Here is a 22,945-nt window from a genome sequence, read left to right on the forward strand (position 1 = left end):
GTGTTGCTAATTAATCATTACTTTTGTTCTGCAAGTAAAAGTAAAATATAACTTTCAAAACGCAAGCGATAATTGAAATTAATTTCATTTTGCAAGTAATATTTTCTAACTCCCCATCCCATGCCCCAGGAATTCAGATGCAATTGCCCCTTTACTTCCGCCCTTGATGTCTTAGGGGATAAGTGGATATTGGTGATTGTAAAACAAATGCTCATCGAAGGCAAAGAGACGTTCAAGGACTTTACGGAAAGTGAAGAAGCCATTGCTACCAATATTCTTTCGGCCAAGCTGAAAATCCTGGAAGAACTGGGCATCGTCGCGAAGGTGAAACGGCCAAATAACAAAAAGACCAATCTCTATTTGTTGACCGACAAGGGCCTGGCATTGACTCCCATACTGGTAGCACTTGCAACCTGGAGCGACGGTTACCTTCGGGATATTCACCCAAATATTGTCGAGGGAGAGTCCATGCAGCAGCTGCGGAACGATGGCGCTGCCTTTGCACGGGCGCTGGAGAAAAAGTACAGGGAAAAACTGGCGTCTACTTTGTACGAGGGTAAAACCGGGTGAATTGATCAACATGGAATAAAATTCAAAGGTTGGGGCATGAACAATTCCCCCTTTCGGGAAAGAAAATCCGGTCTTACCTGGGGAGGCGGCAATGTAAAAGGCGCAAACGCAAGCAGAGGTAACAGAAGAAGATTTTTAAAGTAAGTAAGCAGACCCGATGACCTAACGTCGGTCTTTTGATTCAGGCATTACCCAGAGAAATCAGGATGTATCCCATAATTCATCTACGATTTTATGACAGGATGGCTGAAAAGAAAAGTCCGCCCAGCCCGCCTAATTTATCCAAAATGACTTTTTTAAGAACAGAATTCGATGGACATCGTGGGAATCCGTGCCACTCGCCTACTAAAACGTAGCTTTAAATTGGGCTTAGGGGTATTTCATACAAACTAAATCCAACTACTTTACTATTTATCCGTATATTAGATGCTTACGAACCGGAAAAACGATGATTGTTCAGGGAACACGATTACCGACCTTTGACGAATTAATTGCGGTTTTGAAGTGCCGATTCCCCAATCACTCCGTTTACCTTTTTGACTCGAAACCTCAAAAAAGTATCATCGTACGAAAGTCGGCCTTGGTTGGCGCCCAGATAACCCTTCGGGAAAACGAAATGATCGTTGATGCCTGTTGCCCAAACATTTTTATATCAGCACTGATAGGTTTGATAAGTACGATTTTTCCGCCCTACCTGGAGTTCGAAATGAAGGTGACAGATTTCTTGAAAAACAAGTACAATCCATGCCAGTTTTGACCTGCCCCACTTGGGTAGCTTTAGCTGATCCAAAAGAATTGAGCTGAAGCTTTGGTCTTTCTTGGGCGTGCCAGCTACCATAGCGGCTTTGGTTTCCTCTCACTGTTCAGGGTATTTGAACCTGGCACGTACGCAATAAACCGACACCAGCATGAATTAAGGGCATTGAGATAGCCTTTTTTAAGCAGGCCTAGTCCTCGCCAACCCGGCCAGATCGCCGCCTTTTCAAAAAAAATCAATACCTTTGACCACGTATTTTCTACTTCCAACCGTACGCCTGCCAGGGCAACGAAACCGAACGATGACCCATCCAAAATCCATTGCTGTATTGCCCTTTGTTAACACAAGCCCCGGAAAGGAAAATGAGTTTTTCTGCGATGGTATCACGGAGGAAATCATCCATGCACTGGCTAAAATCGAGCAACTCAAAGTCACATCCAGGACTTCCAGCTTTTTCTTCAAGGGGAAAAATCTCCCGCTGGCAGAAATTGGGAGGGAATTGGGGGTAGCGAACCTACTCGAAGGAAGCCTACGGGTAAGTGGCGACCGCTTGCGCATCAGCGCTCAGTTGATCAACGTGTCGGATGATTCCCATTTCTGGTCCGAAAGCTGGGACAGAAAGTTGGAAGACATTTTTGCCATACAAGATGAAATCAGCCTTCGTATCGCGGACAAACTGCGCGAATACCTGGGCCACCTGGAGATTGCCGATCAGCTGGTACAGGCACCTACCGGCAAGGTGGAGGCCTACCGACATTACTTGCAGGGGAAATCACTTTTTAACAAGTGGAATCCCGAACACGCCAACCAGGCCATCGGGTATTTTGAAAAGGCCCTCCAGATTGATCCCGACCTGATCGACGCACACACCGGACTGGCCGATGCCTACAGTTTTTTGGCGGTTGCCGGCTTTGCTCCGCGCGAAATTGCCTGGGCCAAGGCCATCGAATCCATGCAGCGGGCCAAAGCCCTTGATCCCCAAAATGCGCCACTCAACTACCTCCTTGCCAATCAGGCTTTCTTCACCGAAGCTGACTTTGGCCAGTCCATGCAGTTTGCCCGGCAAGCCATCGCCAGTAAACCTACCTATGCCGAAGGGCATCAATTTCTGGCATTTCTTTTTATGCTTAGGGATGATATGAAAAAGGCTGGAGAGCATTTGCGCTATGCCCGATCCATAGATCCACTTAACCCGGAAACAAAATTTTATCAGGCGTATTTTCTGTATCGTTCTCAATCTTTTGATCAGGCGGAGGTTTTGCTCCTGGAGTTATTGGAGGCCAATGCCAAAAACCTGCCGGCCCTGATTACCTTGATCTATGTGCTGCTAAAAAAGGAGGCATTTGATCGGGCAGAAAGGCTGATTTTCAACAGTCCCCAAGAGGGCATCATGCCGGATGAAAAGTTGGGTCTGGCCTGTCTGCTTCGGGTCATGCAGGGTAAGGTCGGGGAGTATCAGCAGTTGTTTGCCGAGTTGGAAGCGAATGCTTCCGGAGATACATCCTTTCAGGCGCATGCCTACTTGTTTTTGGTTTATGGAGCGCTGAACGAAGCCAAAAAGGCCTTTTCCGTCCTGGAAAAACTGTTTCAGTACCGCTCTTCCATACTTTTTCTGGCTTTTGGTGATCCACTTGCAGCTCCGCTGCGGCACAACGCCGAATTTCCGCTTTACCAGAAGCGGATTTTTGCCCTGCCGAATCCCGTGGTCCGGCCCGTAAAGCGGAACAGTGCCGAGCTAAGCGAAGCCGACGCAACCGACTACCTTAGGGTATTGGAGCAATTTATGGAAACGGAGAGCCCCTTTCTTGATCCTTCCCTTTCCCTTCGGTCCCTTGCCAACCAACTGGAAATGCACCCCAACCAACTGTCATGGCTGCTCAACGAAAAGCAAGGCAAAAACTTCAACGCCTACATCAACGGGTTCCGGGTCGCCCATTTTATAAAACTGCTGGCAGATCCCCGCAATGCGAGCATTTCCTTGATAGGACTTGCTTACGAGAGCGGCTTCAATTCCAAAACGGTATTCAACACCGTCTTTAAGAAAGAGACCGGCATGACGCCCAAAGAATTCCATAAAAACAGCGGTTTATCGGATTAATTGGTTCCAAATTATAAATCCGAACCCTTTTTCACTTTTCCCGAACGTTTGTCACGCTTCATTGGCCCACCTTTGTTCCGAACCAACAAGGTAATGTCATGAACAACGAGAAAATGGAAGCCATCAGGGCCACGGGATACGGCACCGCTTCCGTCCTGAAATTACAAAAAGTTAACAAGCCCCAGACTGGTCCGGATCAAGTGTTGGTGAAAGTGATCACCTCCTCGGCTACTACGGCTGATGCCATGATGCGAAGCGGCAAGCCCTGGTTGGCACGTCTTTTTCTGGGGCTACGAAAGCCAAAAAACGACATACCGGGAACCGGATTTGCCGGATACGTAGCAGAAATAGGAGCCGAAGTCCGCAATTTCCAGGTTGGGGACCGGGTTTTTGGGGAAACCACCCTTGGGTTTGGTGCCAATGCCGAATACCTGGCCTTAAAGGCCAGCGGGGTCTTACTGCCCCTTCCGGAATCATTGAGTTTTTCCGAAGCAGCCACCTTCTGTGATGGCCACCTGACTTCGTATAATTTCCTGAAGCGTCTCGGAAAGGTGAAAAAGGGGGATCAGGTATTGATCAACGGTGCCTCCGGAAGCCTTGGCACGGCTGCCGTTCAGATTGCCAGCCACCTGGGAGCCGAGGTGACCGCTGTATGCAGCGGTAAGAACGCCGGTCTGGTGAAATCACTGGGAGCCAGCCATGTGGTGGACTACACCAAAGAGGATTTCACACGTGGCGACAATTGTTACGATCTGATTTTTGATACCCTGGGCAAACGCTCCTTTACGGACTGCAAGCGGGTATTGAAAAAACACGCTACCTACTATTCGCCGGTATTGAAATTTTCCCTGCTGGTTCAAATGCTCTACACCCGTTTCTTTTCTTCCAGGAAAGCGGTGTTCGAAGCTACCGGCATGCTTTCGGACGACCAACTTCGCAGTCTTTTGGCCGAGGTCCTGGAACTTCAGCAAGCAGGCAAACTCCGGACCGTGATCGACCGGCAATATCCGCTGGCCAGGCTTTCCGAAGCACACCAATACATCGAAAGCGGTCACAAAAAAGGAAATTTACTAATTATTAACTCGGATGATTTTTCATCCTTTCAATCAAATTTAATTCTTAAACAACAAACAACATGAAAAACGTACGAAATGCAGTTATTGCCCTGACTTTAGTTGTCGGGCTGGGATCTTGTGGGGTCAATCAGGCCTGGATTTTAAACCAAAACCAAAACAGCACCGAAGTACATCTGGGCAGCAATAATTTCGAGGTACTGGGACAAGTAAAAGGATCGTCAACAGTCGACTATGTACTGATTTTCGGCGGGACGAATCGGACAAACCTCTATAACGAAGCCTATGCGGCCATGCTAAAAGAGGCAGATTTGACATCCGGTAGCCGTACCATTACCAATATTCTTACCGAAGAACACGTGGGTGGTTTTCCTCCTTTTTACTACACGCGAACCCTGACGGTGAGTGGAACGGTGGTGGAATTTACTAAGTAAATGGGGTTGAAGATATTTCACAATGAATTCACTACCTGAAATATCCAAAAGAAAAGCGTACATGAGGCAAACGGGCCTCATGTACCTTCTGGTAATCGTTTTGGCTGGCTTCAGTCAGGGGTATATCCGGGGCGGTTTGATCGTCTCGGACGATGCGGTGGCCACCTCCCTGAATATCTCGGGCGAGGAAGGCCTGTTTCGCCTGGGATTGGTATTCGATCTGCTGGCTTTTTTATTGGACGCGATCATTTCGATCTGGTTATTCAAGTTGTTTCAAGCCTATGGGCAGACGCTGGCGCTGACGGCAATGGTGTTGCGGCTACTGGCTCATCCGGCGATAGGTAGCTTGAATCTTCTTAATCATTACCTGGCCTTACAGACCGCTCTGGCGCCGGATTTCCTCGCAGGATTTGACGGACCGCAACTTCAATCGATGAGCCTACTCTTTATGGAAGCGCACCGAATTGGCTATCTGATTGCAGGAGTGTTTTTTGGTCTTCACTGTCTGCTTTTAGGGCTCCTGCTGTACCGATCTTCCCTGCCCGGCTGGTTGGGGCTTCTGATGATGTTGGCAGGCATTGGTTACGAAATGGAATCGCTTGGTAATTTTCTAGCTCCCGGTAACGAAATCTGGCTGGCCGCCCTGGTGGGAGTGATGGCCATCCTGGGAGAAGTCACGCTTACCGGGTATTTGTTGAAAAAAGGGTTTTTTACCAGTACATTGAAAGCGGATGAATCGAACTAAACGAAATATGGCCCTTTTATCCGGGCTAGCCCTCATCGCCATGGCCCTGGCAGCGGGCTTCGCTTACGGGCATGTATACGGGGGCCTGGTCGATTCAGGCAGTCCGGAGGAAACCTATCGCAGCCTGCAGTCCTCGGCTTTGCTATTCCGCTACGGAATTGGGTCCTGGGGAGCGATTGTATTGTTGGACCTGCTGGTAGCAGGCAGCCTGCACGGATTCCTGAAGGAAGTCCATCCCTCCCTTTCTGCGCTCACTGCCCTGATCCGGGTGGTGTACGCGGTCGTACTGCTGGCGGCAGTGGTCCATTTGGTGGAGGCCATATCCTTCGTGGAGGCCGCTGCAGGTGCCACTGAAGTTATGCTGGCACTGCAGCGTTTCGAAACGATCTGGTCTCAGGGATTGATCCTGTTTGGGTTTCACCTGCTCGGGCTGAGTTACCTGATCCTCCGCGCGCGGTTCGTGCCCTCTTTTTTTGGGGGGCTATTGCTGGTGGCAGGTAGTTGCTATTCCGGTATTCACCTGGCCAGAATGGTCTTTCCCAGCCATGCGGAGTCCATTTCAATGATTGAAATGGTCGCGAGCGTACCCATGGCGCTTTCCGAGATTGGCTTTGCCTTTTGGCTGCTTTACCGAGGTGCCAGTCGGCGTTTTTCTCAACCAGTTGCCAGCCTGTCATGAAACGAGTCAAAACAATAAGCCGGGTAGCCGGCGGCCTGCTCTTGCTGATTTTGTTGATGGTTTTCGCCATGATGTATCAGGAGCAACGGAGCCTTTCCTATCTGAAAATAGCGAAGCATCCCGGATTTGACCACCGCGATTACCTGATCAAAAACGTGCAGCTTGTGCCCATGACCGTCGACACCGTGCTAGCCAACCAGATGGTACACATTCGGGACGGCCTTATCGTCGAAATCGCTCCTCAAATTGAGTCCTCGGGAGTACCGGTGATTGATGGGGGAAACGGGTACCTAATGCCCGGTTTGACTGACATGCACGTTCACGTATGGGATGCCCAGGAATTGGGATTGTACCTGGCCAACGGGATCACCTCCGTCCGAAACCTCTGGGGGCAGCCCATGCACCTGCGCCTGAAGGAATCCATTCGTAAAGGAGAAATATTGGCACCGGATTTTTATACTTCCGGACCCAAGCTGACCGGGCCCGACTATCCCGGAGACGATAACCTGCAGCTTGTTTCTGTAGCGCAGGCCCGGGAAAAGGTGGCAAGCTACAAGGCCCGGGGCTACGATTTTATCAAAACCTACAATGGGCTGAGTCCGGAGCTTTTCGATGCCATTTTGGAGGAGTGCCGCATCCAGAAGATGGACATCGCCGCGCATCCCACTGCGGCCATTCCCTACACTGCGCACTTGCGACCGGAAATTAGTAGCGTGGAGCACACCGAGGACATTGTACAGCAGGCACTGAACTACCAATTGGATAGCGCCGGGCTGGAGGCAGTGGTGGTAGCGTATGCGTCCAATCCCACAGCGGCGCATTGCCCCACGCTGGTCGTGTATTACAGTATCTACCGTTTATTGACGGAAGAAGGCATTTTGAATTCTAGTGAGGTAGACTTTATGAATCCGCTGATCCGAATGGTCGATAGCGAGGCCCAGTATCAGCGCTGGTCAGTCGCAGCAAAACGCGACTCCCTTCTGGCAGACAAGATTCTGGCGCAGCATCGCTTTCACCTGCTTGCGGTTCGCAAATTGCAGGAGGCAGGCGTCAACCTGGTCGCCGGTACCGATGCCGGCATTGGCATCACTCCGGCCGGTATCTCCATGCATCAGGAGCTGGCCTTCTACCGGGAAGCTGGAATGAGCCCCTTTGAGGCGTTAAAGACTGCTACCGTCAATCCCGCCAAAACGCATGCGTTTCTGGCCAATACCGGAACGGTGGAAGTGGGTAGGAAGGCCAACCTGGTGTTGTTGCAGAGCAATCCGCTGATAGATCCGGCCACGCTTCGGAAACCGCTGGGGGTATGGGTAGGCGGGCGTTACATTCCCCGGGAACAGTTGGAGGCGTTTACCGGTCATGCCCGGGATCGGAAAAATTTGCTGCCTTCGGCACTACGTTACGCGGAATATTTACTGCGGGAACGCTGAGCCTGGAGATCCCTAGGTTTTGGTGATGGAGCGATGGGTTACCGGTAAATCCTGAATCATGTTCGCAGCCGGAAGTTTTGTTGGAATAAAAATCCGATGGAATAGATAACCGATTTGCTATTAGAAGCCCGTTTGTAAGTAATCGACCCTATTCTGACAGAAAAAAGCCCCAGGAGGCGATGGTATTGCGGCGAATCGCAAACCAAATTGTTGCAGTAAGGTTAGGTTGAAAATCAACGGTAGCGATGATTAAAACCGAAAATTTCGAAAAATTGGAGGTTTCTTCTGCGGAAGAACTCCGGTCCTGGCTGATGCAGCATCACGGGCAACAGGAGAGTATTTGGCTCGTCACTTGGAAGAAAAGCGACCCGCAACGGTACGTTTCAAGAGAGGAAGTGCTTGATGAATTGCTTTGTTTTGGATGGATTGATGGCATCCGGCGCAAGCTGGACGAGCAGCGGACCATGCAATTGATTGCAAAACGCAAGGCGGAACATTGGGCGGCAACCTACAAAGAGCGGGCAGCGAGACTTATCGCGGCTGGGAACATGCACGAGTCGGGTTTGAAAGCCATTGAACGCTCCATAGCAAACGGACTTTGGGATTTTATGGAGGACGTAGATCAATTGATGGTTCCCAAAGATCTGTCCGATGCGCTCGCGACCTACCTGGGGGCGGCCGCCTTTTTCGATGCAATCAGTCCCTCCAGCAAACGGTTTGTACTGAGATGGCTCAAAATGGCCAGAACCGAAAAAACAAGGCGAAAAAGAATCGAACAACTCGCCCAGCTGGCTGCCAGGGGTGAAAAATTGCCGGGCAGCTAGCCCTTTTTTGTCCACCATCCCGTTCCTGCAGCCGGCCGGATACCAAAAAAGGTGCGAACGTGCTACATTATTTTGTTGCTCGCATACAGCGCTATGGATTTATGCTGCAAATCTCCCGTTGGCCCATCGGTATTTTTGCTGTATATTGAAGGCAGGGAAAAAGGAAGGGCTGTCCTTCTGAAGCATTTGTGCCTAACTGTGCTTGACGCAAAGGAAGACTCCTTGTCCATCCCGGGCAGATGAAGGGGCCGATGAGGCAGTATGCAACCAGCCGGGTTTTTCTCCTCCTTTTTTTACCGATTCAAAATCAAACTACCTATGAGAACACTTGCCTTTGCCTTCCTCTTGCCCTTGCTTTTGGCCTGCCAAACCAAAGATGCCGAGCGATTCTCTCTTCCTGGCCTGCAGGAGCCCGTAGAAATCGTTCGCGACCAATGGGGTGTGAACCACATCTACGCCAAGAACCAACACGATTTGTTTTTTGCGCAGGGCTATGCCGCTGCCAAAGACCGCCTTTTTCAATTTGAGATCTGGAGGCGACAGGCCACCGGCACGGTAGCCGAGATCCTGGGAGCGGCCGAATTGCAGCGGGACATCGGCACCCGGCTGTTTCGGTTCCGGGGCGACATGCAGGAGGAGATGAATCACTACCATCCCGAAGGAGAGGCGATCATCACCGCTTACACGGAGGGCGTCAATGCTTACATTGAGGAAATCCGGTCTACGCCGGACCGGCTTCCCCTGCCTTTCAAAATGCTGGGTATCCTACCGGAAAAATGGACACCCGAGGTAATAATTTCCCGGCACCAAGGGCTTTTGGGCAATATCAACGAGGAACTTGACCTGGGGCGAGCCGTGGCGCGCCTGGGTGAAGCGCAGGTCAAAGACCTGAAGTGGTTTCATCCCAAAGACCCGGAGATTGCCCTGAATCCGCAGATCGAGCCTGAATTGCTATTTGACGATATTCTAGCCCTGTACAATGCCTACCGAAAACCCCTTGCCTTCAAACCCGGGGATATCCTGCCCGAATACCGCAATCCAGCGATCGGAGATGCAGCTGAAACCGTACCTACCGCAGAGGAGGCGCCTTTTTCCCTGGGCAGCAACAACTGGGTGGTAGACGGTTCGCGTACCGCCAGCGGGCATCCCTACATGGCCAACGATCCGCACCGGACCATCGCCGTTCCCTCACTGCGCTACATGGTGCACCTGAACGCCCCCGGATGGGATGTAATCGGGGGAGGGGAACCCGAGATCCCCGGCATCTCCATCGGTCACAACGGCTACGGGGCCTGGGGACTCACCGTGTTTCGGACGGACGGGGAAGACCTGTACGTGTATGAGCTGAATCCGGAGAATCCCAACCAATACCGCTACGATGGGGCCTGGGAGGACATGGAGATCCTTACCGAGACCATCCCGGTAAAGGACCGGAAGGATCAGGAAGTTAGCCTGCGCTACACCCGTCACGGACCGGTGACCCATGTAGATTCCGTGCACCATAGGGCCTATGCGGTACGCTGTGCCTGGCTGGAACCCGGAGGGGCTCCCTACCTGGCTTCCCTGCGCATGGACCAGGCAAAAAGCTGGGAAGAGTTTCGGGAGGCCTGTGCCTACAGCCATATTCCCGGGGAGAACATGGTCTGGGCAGACAAGGACGGTACCATTGGCTGGCAGGCCGTGGGGATCGCGCCCATTCGGCGGAATTTCAGCGGCTTGGTACCTGTGCCGGGAGACGGACGCTACGAGTGGGAGGGTTACCTGCCCATCCTGCAAAAGCCCCATACCGTGAATCCCCCGCAAGGCTACTTTGCTTCCGCCAATCAGAACGTGACGCCTGCCGACTATACCCACTGGGAGGCGATCGGCTTTTCCTGGTCGGATCCCTTTCGCGGGGATCGGGTGGAGGAAGTACTGGAAGCGAAGAATGCCGTCACCATGGAAGACATGAAAGCCCTTCAGGTAGATTACCTCAGTATTCCTGCCCGGATGCTGGTGCCCTACCTATTGGATCTTCCCCTTTTCGGTAAGGCCGCGGAGGACCGGGACCGGCTCCGGGGCTGGGACTACAGGCTGGGGCCGAATTCCATTCCGGCCGCCATCTACGTGGCCTTTGAAAACGAGCTAATACGCCTGGTCAGCGAGCGCTTTGTACCGAAAGCTGGAAAGGAAACGATTGGCAGGATACAACTGAAGAAAATCCTGGACTGGATCGCTGCCCCGGACGGGCGTTTCGGTACCGATCCGGAGGCCGGCAGGGACCGCTTGCTGGCCGATGCCTTTGCGCAGGGATTGGCCGTGCTGGAAGAAAACCTGGGAGCGAACCGGGACAACTGGCAGTACGGGCAGGAGCGCTTCAAGCATGTGTACCTGGCCCACAGCCTGGGAACGCTGGGTACCGAGGAAGTGAATGCCCAACTGAACCTCGGTCCGCTTCCGCGAGGCGGCAATGCCTATACGCCCGGCTCCACGGGGGGCAACAACCGACAGAGTTCGGGTGCTTCCTTTCGCATCATTGTAAATACAGGAGACTGGGATGCCACACAAGCCAGCAATGCCCCCGGGCAGTCCGGCGATCCGGACAGCCCTTTTTACGCCAATTTATACGAATCCTGGGCCAGGGACCAGTACTTCCCCCTGTATTATTCCCGGGAAAAAATCGATTCCGTGGCAGTGGAAAGAACGCTGCTGGGGCCGGGGAGGTAGAGGGGATCGGTTAGTGGTACGGATTCACCGGCAATATCTTTGCATCGATAGTATACTTCCAGTTTTACCCTGTGAATCGGTAAAAGAGTTTTTCAGATTGGAAAAGAGAAAGTCAATACAGCATTACAATCTACTTATTTGTAAAAGACTTACAAGTCCCTATATTGTCGCTTTCAAACCTCACGTTCTAAAATATTCGCTAAAAAATCCTTTAACTTGAGATGACCGAGGAGCACTTTTTATTAGTAGGTACTAGATTCAGAATAGGCTTTGTTCCGAGGCTATTCCCCGCAATTTTTGGCGTTATTTCCGGCTTTTCAGTGTTTTACTTTTTGTATTTTTTCGGAGCATACGGTATGAAATGGAATTAAATAGGCACTTGAGAATAGGGTATAGATTTTTTCATAAACAAAAATGGTTCTCTACACTTTTTATAGTCATATAAGAAAACCAGTTGCTTACGCAGGCTGCCAAAAAATTCCTGAAAATTCTCCGCTTATCCTGATGTATAGGGCTGTGGTTTTGATTCCAAAACCGTTTTTTGGACGTATTTCAAAAAGGAAATCGGCGCTATACCTAAGGAGTTTTTAAATGGTTGATTACGTTTTTCTGTCATTTTTTGGTTCGGATAGGTAATTCCGAACCTATATTTGAGATTCCGAACCTTGCCGCAGCGTAGAATGTGCACCTTTAATCTCGAATTAAAACGAAGACAATGATTGACAGAAAAACAAATAACCGGATTTCCATACGCGTACATCTTATCAATGCAATCGCTTCGATGGATACTGCCACCACAGCCTGACAAGTAAGAGGCCGCAGATTATTTACGGGTGCACGTAGGACAGGCTAATCCGTACATCGAATGGGTTGGGGTTCGTACCGACAGTTTGGTAGACAACGAAAATGTATCGGGGTATGGTACCCTCCAATCACCGACGAGAAGTGCGCTATTTAACCCGTATAAAAGACGGCTGTCTTTTCTAACAATAAAAACATATGAAAACAAAACAACTCCTCCGGATCCTACTGCTCGTTGGGACACCGGTTTCCCTGTACTTTGTGCCTTGGACGCTTTTATTTGCCTGGTTGGCGCCACTGCCGGATACGGTCGGGGAAGAAGTACAGGCTGCGCTGAAACACGATTTTGATGGCATTCTCGTGTATGTGGACCGAAAGGGAGCGGAACCGGAATTTTACGCCGCCGGATGGCACAACCGGGAAAAGAAAGTACCCGCCCGGCCCGATGCCCTCTTTAAAATTGCCAGCATCGGCAAATTGTACGATGCCGTACTGATCGCAAAGCTGGTTGCTGCGGAGCGTCTGTCCCTGGACAATACACTCGCGGATTATTTCCCCGAATTGGCAGGAAGGATTGAACATGCAGAACGGATTACCATTCGCATGCTGGTGCAGCACAGAACGGGCATTCCCAACTTCACGGACACACCCGATTTTTGGATCAATCCGCCCGCGAGCAGCGAAGAGGCACTGGCACGGGTGCTCGATAAGCCGGCTGATTTTGAACCGGGCGCTGCTTACGCCTACTCGAATACCAATTACCTGTTGCTTTCCCAACTGATCGAAAGGCAGGTAGGGTATGGTAAATTCCAATACATGCAGGAGCAGATTTTCCTTCCCCTGGGGCTGGAAAATACTTTCGGTTCCCTGAAAGAAATAAATCTGGAGAACCTGATGAGTGGGTATTACGTCGGCGTGGAAGAAGATATCAAGACAACGGATTACGGCTCCATGATAGCGAGCGCCGGGGATGTAGGTACCTTTCTACGGGCACTAAACGACGGATCCCTGTTGACGGAAAAGGAACAGGAGGTCTATTCCTCCATTTACGTATACGAGCACACCGGCCTGATTCCCGGTTACCAGAGTTTTGCCCGGTACTACAAAGATATTGATACGGTGGTGATCCAGTTGGTAAATACGACCAATTTTGACGGGTACACCTGGGGATTATCGGAAATCACCTTCAATCGAATTGGTAAAATCCTTCGCAAGCGATACGGAACCTGATACAGAAAGTAGGCGGTTTGTTTCTATGAATGTGGATTTCTTACCTGTTTCCAACCCGGGAAAATGGATTTTTAGTAAATTGAAGGAAAAACAATGACAGTAACGGTATCCCTTATCCTTTTCACCGCCCTGACAAGTATCGTGATCCTATTTCAGCTTGGTCTGGCTGCCGGCATGCCCTGGGGTGCCGCTTCCATGGGTGGCAAATACCCCGGCAAGTACCCACCGAAAATGAGGGCCATTGCCATTGTCAACGCCTTGGTATTAGGAGGAATGCTGGCCATTGCATGGGCAAGGGCGGGGCGGGTATTCCCGGAACTCCAATCCATTTCCTCGGTAGGGATATGGGTGATGGTGGTCTTTTTTGCATTGGGAACCGTTATGAATGCCATTACCCCCAGTAAAATTGAACGAATCTGGGCGCCGGTAGCCTTTGGCATGTTCGTTACAAGTTTGCTTTTGGCATTGGGCTAAAGGTACCTTTTATGGAGAAGGATTGTTGACTATCGCTTCATCAAATTGCGTTGAGCGATGGCTTTTTACATGGTTTCTGCAAATTGGGCGATGTTTCTTTATCGCTTACAGACATACTGAGAAAATCAGTATCTTTAAGAAGTTAGGAGTAGGCTGGAAGTTAACTGCTCTGACTGTCTGCCCGCAGAACAGCCCAAGCCGAATCCCGATGGGTACATTAATGTCCCGATCCACCCAAGAGGAAGAATGTAAACCCCACTATACTAGAAACCAATGAAAATTTTTTCCGGTGTTTTTTTTCGCGCCAGAAAATTGATTCCGTATCGGTAATCAGGACCTTGCTGCGTCCTGAAAATTAGCCGGGATCTCCTCGATGTAAGGATTTGCTACGTCAGAGCCAGGTAAAGGTGAGGGGTCTTTTTTCCGGTTTGGTTGGAGTAGGCAGATATTGGAAGCGAGCCAACAGAACAAAAACATTGAAAATGACGTATGAATTTTTTATATTTGTACGTATTACAATTTAATGAATATGGAAACGAAGTTGACTTTGAGACTAAACGATAAGGTTATAGAAAGAGCTAAAAATTATGCACGTAGTAACAAGATTAGTCTTTCTAAGATGGTTGAGTCATATCTTGACAGCATCACCAAACAAGAAGAAGGAGAGAAAAAAATTTCCATTACACCTCTTGTTGAAAGCTTGAGCGGAGTGATTGATTTGCCAGTTGACTTTGATTACAAAAAAGAATATCGTGATTATTTAGATGAAAAGTATAAATGAAAAGATTATTTGTTGATACAAATATTTTGATTGATTTATTGTCACGGAGAGAACCTTTTTTTGAAGAAGCGGCGGAATTATTTTCTCTTGCAGACAGAAAGCAAGTCGAGTTGTCAGTTTCGTCTTTAACCATTGCCAATACTAGTTATGTGTTGTTGCGTCGATTAGATTCCAATAAAGTGAAATCGGTTTTGAGAAAGCTTAGGTTGATTTTGAAAATATTGCCATTGGACGATAAGGTTATCGGATTGGCTTTAAATGACGAAAATTTTTCAGATTTTGAGGACGGTCTTCAATATTTTACAGCGATTGAAGGTGAGCAAGAATTGATTATTTCTCGAAACCTTAAGGATTTTAAAAATTCGAAGTTACCGACAATGACTGCGAAACAATTCATTGAAACGATGAAATAAGACCAGTTGTCAAGACATGGTATAGTGCATGCGGGTTTCAGTGGTTTTTAGAAGTTTTGTGACTCGCAGTAAAAAGTCTGTTTAAACTGATAGGGAACCGCTTCATAATCCCATCAGACTTCATGTCACCTAAAGTTGAACCCTTCGGCAAGCACAAAGTAAAGTTATCTCAATCCTCCACAAACTCCAGGATATCCCCCGGCTGACAGTCCAAGGCCTTGCAGATCGCTTCCAAGGTGGTAAACCGAACGGCTTTTGCCTTACCGGTCTTAAGGATGGAAAGGTTTGACAGGGTAATATCCACCTTTTCGGAGAGTTCGTTTAGGGATATTTTCCGTTTTGCCATCATTACATCTAAATTTACGATAATGGGCATGGTTATACAGTTAGGTCGTTGTCGGTTTGGATTTCTACGCCGCGTTTGAAAACCAACGCAATGGCATAGATAACCGCACCCATAATCAGGTACTCAAATGCGCCACCCAAAAATCCACTAAGCGCAGGACTATGCATCGTTCGGGAAGACAACCAATGAAAATACCCGGAGGCTATAATGATTAAAACACCTACCTCAACGGTAACTTTGCCGATTCTGGAAATAAGGACTGAAACTTCCTTACTGAAAGGGTGAACGAGGTCAATCGTCAGGAAAACACGGATAACCAAAAAGAAGATATAGGCCTTAGCTATCAAAATCCCCAGCAGCAAGGACACCGCCCCCAGATAATATCCCAAATGCCATTCCCTGGCCACCGACAAATTCAATCCTTGGTAAAGGTTTTGCGCCACCTCCGGATTGAAGATGCTGTATATGGAGGTAAACAACAAGGTTCCGCCTTTGATGCATAGTCCTATAAAAATGGACCAGATTATGATGGTGAGTAACATCAATACAGGCTGGGTTTCCCATTTATTTTTCCAAGTTTCTTTCCAGTTCATTGCCTTCGGGGTTTTTATTTTACAAATAACAATAAATATTTATTGGTAAACAATAAAAAATTGAATTAATATAAATAGATTCCCGGCTTACTGCGTCTGGTTTCTCGGGAAGAATGGGTTTAAATGCTTTGCATAAATGTCTCTTTAGCAGGCAAAGCCCAGAGGGATAGAAATAAGTTTCTAGTTGGAAATTTGTCAAAATTGTGATAGCTTAGTGCCATGAAGGGTAAATGGACAATTTTTGGATTAGTCGTAGGACTTGGCTATTTGGGATTCCCCAGTCTTGTGGAAGCGCAGGAAAGGAAAATCATCCCCCTGGACGCGCATTTTTTGCCCATAGAATCCGGCGATGAAGGCCAGAAATACAGCAAAATAGTCACCGTTTCCCCGGAAGGGGAATTGGTGGAAAAAACCTATGACCTTAATTACGCGTTGGTTTCTGCGAAAAAATCAATGTTTGAAGCGTCTGAGCCTCAAGAGCCGGTATGGGAAGAAGAGAAACAGTATGCCTCGGATGGAACCTTGAAGTATACGCAGTTCAAGTATCGGAAAGATAATGCCAACTATACCAAAGTACTTGTAGGAGACCAATTGGTGCTCGACCTGGCTTGCGATAGCTCACTAAACTGCGAAGGCTCCTTTGTAGCCCCCGGCGGAGAAGAGGAAGCCGTGGATAGAGATATTTTTAAGCCTGGTTTACCTGACATGAAGGCTTGGAATGAATTCCTGGGCAAAAACTTATCCTATCCCCAATCTGCCAGAAATAACCGGGCAGAAGGGGAAATCTGGCTTGGTTTGAAAATCGATGAGCGGGGGCAATTGGTGGAAAGCTCCGTGGTAAACCGCGCTTCCTCAGATCCCAGTCTGGTCAAAGAAGTGGAACGGGTACTGGAACGATACGCTGGGGGTTTCCTGCCTGCCCGTGATCTTCAAGGCGGTCCCACCACTGCATGGATGTATCTTCCGATTCGCTTTCGACTGGGCTAGGCTTCACTTTTCCCAAGCTCGGACATACCTCCTTGATGGAACAACCGCAGGGATGAATAAATTTTCAAGAAAGTCAAGGTAATCCCTGGTAGTAAATCGTATTTTGCAATGAAGAGACAATTGATAATGCTTCAAATGCTGAATACGGTGGAAAAAGCCTGATCTAGGAAATAACGGTGTTGACCGCAGGCTTTCCGGATCCCTACGATTCGTTCATCAAATAAATTCTGGTAATTTGATTGGTAGTGGTACATTTGAAAACGAGTAGATCTATTTGATTGACACACATGGTTTGAAGTAGCAGCTCCTGTTTAGATGATATTACGCAACGTTTCTATTATGAGAGAACAGTAAATAAAAAAAGGTATTTGAAATGGGTATTTAAAAAGCGAGGTTAGTCAACCAATAAATGCTACTTTAAGACGAAAAATATTTTGGCTGTAAGATTGAAGAAGCCCATAAAAGAAATTTGTGATCAGATAAACCGCTTTATTGCAGGTCAAAACAGGGATATTGATAGCAGGTCAATTCGTTTTAATTTGAATAATTCTTTCAAGGAAGAGATTGGTGAACATGACCTGGCTTTGTTTTGTGATTGTCTGGTAAAAATCGCAAAAACAAAGGATAGAAAAATAAGAAAGACCGAACAATGTTTTTGGAATTATGTAAGGTTCCTCCCCCTTGATCTTGAGATGCACCCGGATAGTGACAAAAATGGTGAGGATGAGTGGGAGGAATTATTGTCAGATACTCCTTATGCGGATAGGAAAAAGCGGAAATTCTCAAAACTGTTGGGATTGGCAGAAGAAATTCTCAAATTAAAAAAAGACCGTAGCAGGGCTAGTGAAATGCGACGTGCAGCTTCATTGGAACTTATATCCGAAATCATGGAATATTAAATTATTCCAATAGCCCTACCCTTATTCTGGAAGTCACTACAAAGTGAAAATAAGGGGGAGCAATATGCTGCGCTGGAAGGGTTCGCAAATTATTATGCGTATACCGAAGATGAAATCGATAGCGGGCTAATTGAAATCCTGAATGGAATACTGTCTGAAACAGACGATCGGTCCATCGCTTCCACCTGCCTGCAGATTCAGATAAATGCCGGGATAATTGACGAAGGAACCGCACTTTGGGAATTGGATGAATGGAAAGCGGATGATGAATCCGATAATTGCGGTGAATAGCGCTTGATTACCTATCCGAATTTCTTAGGTTGGTCACCGATAGCCGGGAGATGAGTTGTGGACATAGTACATATACACGCAGTTGACCTTTCGAAACATGGATTTATACAAATGTTGTGGTGCATTCAGAAAAAGCATACTGACCTCGCTATGAGACGCTTTCAAATCTTCACGGAATAACCTATATTTGTATCCTAATGGATACACTTGTAAATGTTTAGAATTGATAAGACTACTGAATTCGATAAGCGGATTAGAAAGCTCAAGGATATTCGAGCCAAATCCAAAATACTCTTCAGAATTCAGAAGTTAGAAACTGACGAACATTTTGGAGACTGTAAACCTGTAGGTGACGGAATTGGTGAAATGCGGATAAATTATGCGAAGGGCTAAAGAATCTATTTCAAAGAGAAGGAAGACAGGTTGATCATTCTATTGATCGGCGGTGAGAAATCAAGCCAACAGAAGGATATTAAGAAGGCAAAAGAAATCTGGAATAAACTTAAGAATGAGTAATATGGCAACAACAAAATTTGACATTGCAGACTATCTCGACGACGAAGAAATGATTGCAGAGTATCTCAACACTGTTCTTGAAGACGGAGACAGCTCTGATCTCGTTGTAGCTATCGGACACATCGCGAAAGCAATCGGAATGACAAAAATTGCTGAGAAAACTGGAATGAGCAGACCAAGTCTTTACAAAGCATTAGCTGATGGAGCCAAACCCCAATTCGAGACAATCATGAAAGTTTTGAAAGCTATTGGCGGACAAATAAATGTGAAACCCAATGCTTGAAAAAAATAAAAAACGACACCACAACATTGAGTAAAATGCATAAGCTCCTAACGTCGCTTACGACATCTTACTCTGACCGTTGCAAGTACCTGGGAATTGTGTTTAATTCCTATCAAACACCCTTTCATCAATTGTTTTCACTAATTTACCAATCAAAACCACTAACAAATCAAGTATGAAAGCAATTGTAAAATCTGGTATTTTATTGCCGCAGCTATGGATGGTAGCCCTGTCCATTTTCGCAAGTGGCGGTTCCTTCGCCCAGGAAAAAAAGACTGAGGACTCAAAAAGCAATACCATGGAAATCGCTTTCTTACTTTTCGACAATTACGAAACACTGGACGTATTCGGTCCGGCAGAAATTTTTGGAAGGCTTACGGACCTGTATACATTGAAATTCTATTCACTTGATGGAGGGCTAATTGAGAATAAACACGGGGTATCAGTCCTCACCGAAAAATTGGAGGCGGCTTCTGCTAATCCTTACCTGCTACTGATACCAGGTGGCATGGGCACACGGAAAGAGGTGGATAATAAATTGCTTATCGGGCAGATAAAGGAAATAGCTGGTGCGAGCAGCTATGTATTGACAGTCTGTACGGGAAGTGCGCTGCTTGCCAGGTCCGGCCTTTTGGATGGCAGGCAAGCCACTACGAATAAGCGGGCATTTTCATGGGTGGAATCAATGGGTCCCAATGTGGTTTGGGACAAAAAGGCGCGTTGGAAAGTGGATGATAACTATTACACTTCTTCAGGAGTGAGTGCGGGCATGGATATGGCGCTGGGCTTTTTGGCAGACAGGCATGGAATCGAATTCGCCCGAAACGTTGCATTCGAAATCGAATACAATTGGATGGAGGACAAGGATAACGATAGCTTTATTGCCGAATGACCTGTCTAGGCCATCAACAGCCAAGTGGACTGTCGGAATACCAATGAGGCATTGTTCCCATTTGTGGGACATTTATTCGCGGATTTGAAAAAAAATGGATAGATGCAACTAAATGAACTGACGAAGATACCAGAGAGGGATCAGCATCCCAAGCTAACCAAAGTACTCGCTCAATTCAATAAACTGCTGGCTGAATTGAGAAAAAAAGAGCTTCCTGAGAAATCAGTAATTGCTATTAATAGGGAAATTGACAAAATAAACACCGTTTCCGGATCTGAAAAGAAGTTGAAAAGGCAACTAAGTAGAACACAATCAGCTATTCTTAAGGAAATCGAGAAAGAAGCAAACCTTGTCACCAAAAATCACTATCGAAATACCTGGCTGGCTGTTGGTATGGCTGCATTCGGGATTCCTCTTGGAGTAGCTTTTGGCCTGAGTCTCGGGAATATGGCTTTTTTAGGCATTGGATTGCCCATTGGACTGGCGGTGGGCCTGGCGATCGGTACCGGGATGGACAAAAAAGCAGCGGAAGAGGGAAGGCAACTCGACGTGGAAATTGCATATTAAACGAAGAAGCGTTTTGATTCCTTTTGATGCTTAGCTCAGGTCGACCCAGATTACCTGCATAAAACAACAAGTTTCAACCTGTTTTTTGAGCGGATCTGTAGGCTGAATTTTGAACCAAACAGAAAATAAAATGAGTAAATACCTTGATGCAGCTCCGGGAGCTGGAAAGCGGTTCTACCGGGATTTTCACGGTAAAGGGAAAATAGTGATGCTTAATTTATTAAAATTTAAAGGAACAGCAGACTACACAAACCTGGAAAAGGTAAAGCCATCTGGTGAAATCAGCGGAAAAGAGGCCTACCAATTGTATTTGGACAACACTTTACCCGAGCTTAGAAAGGCAGGGAGCCGCATGCTGTATTATGGAACTGCCAGCGAGTTTTTGATTGGTCCTGAGCTGGAAAAATGGGATGCGATCTTACTGGTTGAGCACGAATCTGTTTCGAAATTTATGGAATTTGCCGGCAGTGAGGATTACTTAAAAAATGCAGGACACCGAAGCGCAGCCCTCGAGGATTCCAGGTTGTTGCCTTCGACGGAGATTGAAAACCACACCTGAAATGGAAAGCGGACTTACCATGAAAAGATTCAACTTTAAAAGAAGAAAGCTGTTTGCAGGTCCCCACCTTTTGGGCTCGCTGCTTATAGTTGCAGGCTTGGTTGCCTTAGCGGGTCCACTCGTTATGGAGGAACAAGCTTCTCTGGAAAAGGTATACGGAGTAGGAGTAGGGGCCCTGCTGCTGGGGCTAATAATTGTCACTACCTACAAAGGGACCCTAATTGATTTTACCAAGAAAAAATGGAAATCCTATGTTGCTATCTGTGGAGTTAAAATTGGTGAATGGGCCATTCTGCCTGCCATTTGGTCCGTAAAAGTAAGTCCTTCCAGCTTTCGTCAGACCAACACGCCAAATGGGATTAGTCCAACGCTTACAGGCAGCGTTACTGAGTTTGTGCTAGCACTATGGGGGAAGGAGTCCACTCCATTGTTGTCCTTTGTTTATACGAATAGAACCAGGGCGGTAAAGCAGGCAAAGCGTTTAGCGTATAATTTGGGTGCTGAGCTGGAAATCCCGGAAAGAGCGTAAAAGAATGGTTTGCCCATTTAGCTGTGGAAAATAGGGTAACCCATGCGTACTGTAGAAGCACCATTATTCCCTGAATCGTGCCGGAAGCCGGGATGTCATCAGCCAAATGTAAGTAAGATATGCCCCAAATTTGCATCCATTTTTGTACCTTAGGGTTGATTTTTACAAAATTCCTTTAGTACTATGAAACCGAATAGAGCGATTGTAGGCTATATCGGACTGGTAGCGGTTGGGGTACTGCTGGCTGCATTTGCGGTATTCGGCGCGGCAAATAAAGATTTTAGTTTTTTTAACGACTTTATTAGTAAATTAGGGGCAGTAGGAGAACCCAATGCGCTATGGTGGAATCTAGCGGGCTTTGTACTGGTCGGCGTGTTGCTTTTTGTCTTTGGAATGCTGTATGGTTTGCTAGTAAGTGACAGGTTGCTAGCGGTATTGTTATCTCTTTTTGGGATAGGCTTTGCCCTGACAGCCATTCCGATGGATATGGACGTTTCGGATACCGCAGTCTCGAAGGCACATATTGTGGTTATTTGTTTTGGACTTGCTTTTTGGCTATTCGGACTATCCCGGTTGGGATACAATCCACATTTAGACAAAAGAGTACGGAAAAGAGCAAATTTCACCGCCATTGTCCTGGTGCTTTCAATGCTTGGTTTTGTCCTTGGTTGGTGGTCTATGCCCATTACCCATCAATTGGTGTTTGGAATCGTATTTGGATGGACGGCTATCACCTCGCTGGAGTTGATTGGCAGCCCGAACAGTCCGGTTGATAAAAAGGGTTGAATGGCTTTCGATTCAATATTTCTAGCCGCTGAATATCGATTGACTTTTTAATCCGATACGATAGAAACCTAACACGCCAACAACTATGAAAAAAAATGTGTTAAAAGAGTTGTACTTAAAGTGGGACGGGACCCATACGAATTTCCTGAAAGAGGTATATGAGGCAAACTGTTCCGATACATCTTTTATCCCTTTGACAATTACACTCTTTGCAAAAAACAATGAACTGGAGGTTTCAACAACCTGGATTTTAAAGCATCATGTTGAAAAGGGTGGGGAGATAGCAGCGAATGATCTGGAACAGCTTCTTAAAAGAGGAGCCACACTTAGGAATTGGGAAAGCCAGCTTCATTTCCTACAAATAATTCCCAAAATTTCGTTGTCGAAAAAGCAAGCGGAACAGCTAGAACCCAGCATTCGGCCCTTACTTTTTTCTGATAAAAAGTTTGTTAAGGCAGCAGCATTTACTGCTTATTTTGAAGTTGTAAAGCTAATCCAGGAGTTACAACATGAGTTTCTGCTGCTCTGTGAAGATGCATTGGAAAGGTCAACCGCATCCGTGAAAGTAAGAATCAGAAGAGTTCTCAAGTACTTAAAACCGGAGAAAAACAGCTAAGTTTCGCTATCCAACAGGATGGAGGCGATGATGCGCATTTGATCGACCTGCCAGAAATCGAAAATT

The 22,945-nt window shown here is 47.3% G+C and carries 24 protein-coding genes; 22 read left to right on the plus strand and 2 right to left on the minus strand.

Annotation, left to right across the window (positions count from 1 at the left end; translation table 11 throughout):
• Positions 1-120 precede the first annotated feature (120 nt).
• The 13 genes from BMW71_RS11385 (at position 121) to BMW71_RS11450 (ending at position 15,015) form a co-directional block, all read left to right on the plus strand.
• Entirely contained in the window at positions 121-570 is a 450-nt protein-coding gene (locus BMW71_RS11385; RefSeq protein ID WP_092173795.1) for a winged helix-turn-helix transcriptional regulator, read from the plus strand.
• 1,001 nt (positions 571-1,571) lie between these two features.
• Positions 1,572-3,425: a helix-turn-helix domain-containing protein gene (locus BMW71_RS11395; protein WP_218145582.1), complete on the plus strand. Its 1,854-nt coding sequence runs from the start codon at positions 1,572-1,574 to the stop codon at positions 3,423-3,425.
• 98 nt (positions 3,426-3,523) lie between these two features.
• The gene (locus tag BMW71_RS11400) at positions 3,524-4,564 is read left to right on the plus strand and encodes an NAD(P)-dependent alcohol dehydrogenase (protein WP_244891154.1); all 1,041 of its coding nucleotides are present in this window, start codon (positions 3,524-3,526) and stop codon (positions 4,562-4,564) included.
• A complete protein-coding gene (locus BMW71_RS11405; protein WP_092173800.1) occupies positions 4,561-4,932 on the plus strand; it encodes a DUF6567 family protein in 372 nt (123 codons plus the stop codon). The genes BMW71_RS11400 and BMW71_RS11405 overlap by 4 nt, the downstream gene beginning before the upstream one ends.
• 22 nt (positions 4,933-4,954) lie before the next feature.
• A complete protein-coding gene (locus BMW71_RS11410; protein ID WP_092173803.1) occupies positions 4,955-5,677 on the plus strand; it encodes a DUF4386 domain-containing protein in 723 nt (240 codons plus the stop codon).
• A complete protein-coding gene (locus tag BMW71_RS11415) occupies positions 5,664-6,356 on the plus strand; it encodes a DUF4386 domain-containing protein (RefSeq protein WP_092173805.1) in 693 nt (230 codons plus the stop codon). Before BMW71_RS11410 ends, BMW71_RS11415 begins: the two co-directional genes overlap by 14 nt.
• The gene (locus BMW71_RS11420; RefSeq protein ID WP_092173808.1) at positions 6,353-7,786 is read left to right on the plus strand and encodes an amidohydrolase family protein; all 1,434 of its coding nucleotides are present in this window, start codon (positions 6,353-6,355) and stop codon (positions 7,784-7,786) included. The genes BMW71_RS11415 and BMW71_RS11420 overlap by 4 nt, the downstream gene beginning before the upstream one ends.
• A 245-nt stretch (positions 7,787-8,031) precedes the next feature.
• Positions 8,032-8,610: a YdeI/OmpD-associated family protein gene (locus BMW71_RS11425; protein ID WP_092173810.1), complete on the plus strand. Its 579-nt coding sequence runs from the start codon at positions 8,032-8,034 to the stop codon at positions 8,608-8,610.
• 318 nt (positions 8,611-8,928) lie between these two features.
• Positions 8,929-11,316, plus strand: a complete 2,388-nt coding sequence (locus BMW71_RS11430) for a penicillin acylase family protein (RefSeq protein ID WP_092173813.1) — start codon at positions 8,929-8,931, stop codon at positions 11,314-11,316.
• Between the two features lie 999 nt (positions 11,317-12,315).
• Positions 12,316-13,347 carry a serine hydrolase domain-containing protein gene (locus tag BMW71_RS11435; protein ID WP_092173815.1) on the plus strand — a complete coding sequence of 344 codons (1,032 nt, stop codon included), beginning with the start codon at positions 12,316-12,318 and terminating at the stop codon, positions 13,345-13,347.
• Positions 13,348-13,440: 93 nt separating this feature from the next.
• Positions 13,441-13,821 carry a hypothetical protein gene (locus BMW71_RS11440; RefSeq protein WP_092173817.1) on the plus strand — a complete coding sequence of 127 codons (381 nt, stop codon included), beginning with the start codon at positions 13,441-13,443 and terminating at the stop codon, positions 13,819-13,821.
• 529 nt (positions 13,822-14,350) lie between these two features.
• Positions 14,351-14,602, plus strand: coding sequence for a DUF6364 family protein (locus BMW71_RS11445; protein WP_092174841.1), 252 nt, complete (start codon positions 14,351-14,353; stop codon positions 14,600-14,602).
• Positions 14,599-15,015 carry a type II toxin-antitoxin system VapC family toxin gene (locus BMW71_RS11450; protein ID WP_092173820.1) on the plus strand — a complete coding sequence of 139 codons (417 nt, stop codon included), beginning with the start codon at positions 14,599-14,601 and terminating at the stop codon, positions 15,013-15,015. The genes BMW71_RS11445 and BMW71_RS11450 overlap by 4 nt, the downstream gene beginning before the upstream one ends.
• A 169-nt stretch (positions 15,016-15,184) precedes the next feature.
• Here BMW71_RS11450 and BMW71_RS11455 read toward each other — a convergent pair whose 3' ends face one another.
• Positions 15,185-15,391 carry a helix-turn-helix domain-containing protein gene (locus BMW71_RS11455; protein WP_092173823.1) on the minus strand — a complete coding sequence of 69 codons (207 nt, stop codon included), beginning with the start codon at positions 15,389-15,391 and terminating at the stop codon, positions 15,185-15,187.
• Positions 15,392-15,393: 2 nt separating this feature from the next.
• Positions 15,394-15,954, minus strand: coding sequence for a DUF2975 domain-containing protein (locus BMW71_RS11460; RefSeq protein WP_092173825.1), 561 nt, complete (start codon positions 15,952-15,954; stop codon positions 15,394-15,396).
• 219 nt (positions 15,955-16,173) lie between these two features.
• Between BMW71_RS11460 and BMW71_RS11465 the strand changes: the two genes are divergently transcribed.
• From BMW71_RS11465 to BMW71_RS11510, 9 genes are all read left to right on the plus strand, one after another.
• Positions 16,174-16,941, plus strand: a complete 768-nt coding sequence (locus tag BMW71_RS11465) for a TonB family protein (RefSeq protein WP_092173828.1) — start codon at positions 16,174-16,176, stop codon at positions 16,939-16,941.
• A gap of 446 nt (positions 16,942-17,387) precedes the next feature.
• Positions 17,388-17,840 carry a hypothetical protein gene (locus BMW71_RS11470; protein WP_092173831.1) on the plus strand — a complete coding sequence of 151 codons (453 nt, stop codon included), beginning with the start codon at positions 17,388-17,390 and terminating at the stop codon, positions 17,838-17,840.
• An 808-nt stretch (positions 17,841-18,648) separates the two neighbouring features.
• A complete protein-coding gene (locus BMW71_RS11480) occupies positions 18,649-18,930 on the plus strand; it encodes an addiction module antidote protein (protein ID WP_092174844.1) in 282 nt (93 codons plus the stop codon).
• 175 nt (positions 18,931-19,105) lie between these two features.
• Positions 19,106-19,822, plus strand: coding sequence for a DJ-1/PfpI family protein (locus BMW71_RS11485; RefSeq protein WP_218145583.1), 717 nt, complete (start codon positions 19,106-19,108; stop codon positions 19,820-19,822).
• Between the two features lie 102 nt (positions 19,823-19,924).
• Positions 19,925-20,389: a hypothetical protein gene (locus tag BMW71_RS11490; RefSeq protein ID WP_092173834.1), complete on the plus strand. Its 465-nt coding sequence runs from the start codon at positions 19,925-19,927 to the stop codon at positions 20,387-20,389.
• Between the two features lie 130 nt (positions 20,390-20,519).
• Positions 20,520-20,948 carry a DUF1330 domain-containing protein gene (locus BMW71_RS11495; RefSeq protein ID WP_092173836.1) on the plus strand — a complete coding sequence of 143 codons (429 nt, stop codon included), beginning with the start codon at positions 20,520-20,522 and terminating at the stop codon, positions 20,946-20,948.
• Positions 20,949-20,967: 19 nt separating this feature from the next.
• On the plus strand, positions 20,968-21,477 hold the full coding sequence (locus BMW71_RS11500; protein ID WP_143057609.1) for a hypothetical protein: 510 nt from the start codon (positions 20,968-20,970) through the stop codon (positions 21,475-21,477).
• A 183-nt stretch (positions 21,478-21,660) separates the two neighbouring features.
• Entirely contained in the window at positions 21,661-22,263 is a 603-nt protein-coding gene (locus BMW71_RS11505; RefSeq protein ID WP_092173842.1) for a DUF998 domain-containing protein, read from the plus strand.
• 85 nt (positions 22,264-22,348) lie between these two features.
• Positions 22,349-22,879 (plus strand): hypothetical protein, encoded by a 531-nt coding sequence (locus BMW71_RS11510; protein WP_092173844.1) that lies wholly within the window; start codon positions 22,349-22,351, stop codon positions 22,877-22,879.
• The last annotated feature ends 66 nt before the right edge of the window (positions 22,880-22,945 follow it).

Origin of the sequence: Cyclobacterium xiamenense (genome assembly GCF_900109255.1) — a bacterium.
GTDB lineage: Bacteria > Bacteroidota > Bacteroidia > Cytophagales > Cyclobacteriaceae > Cyclobacterium > Cyclobacterium xiamenense.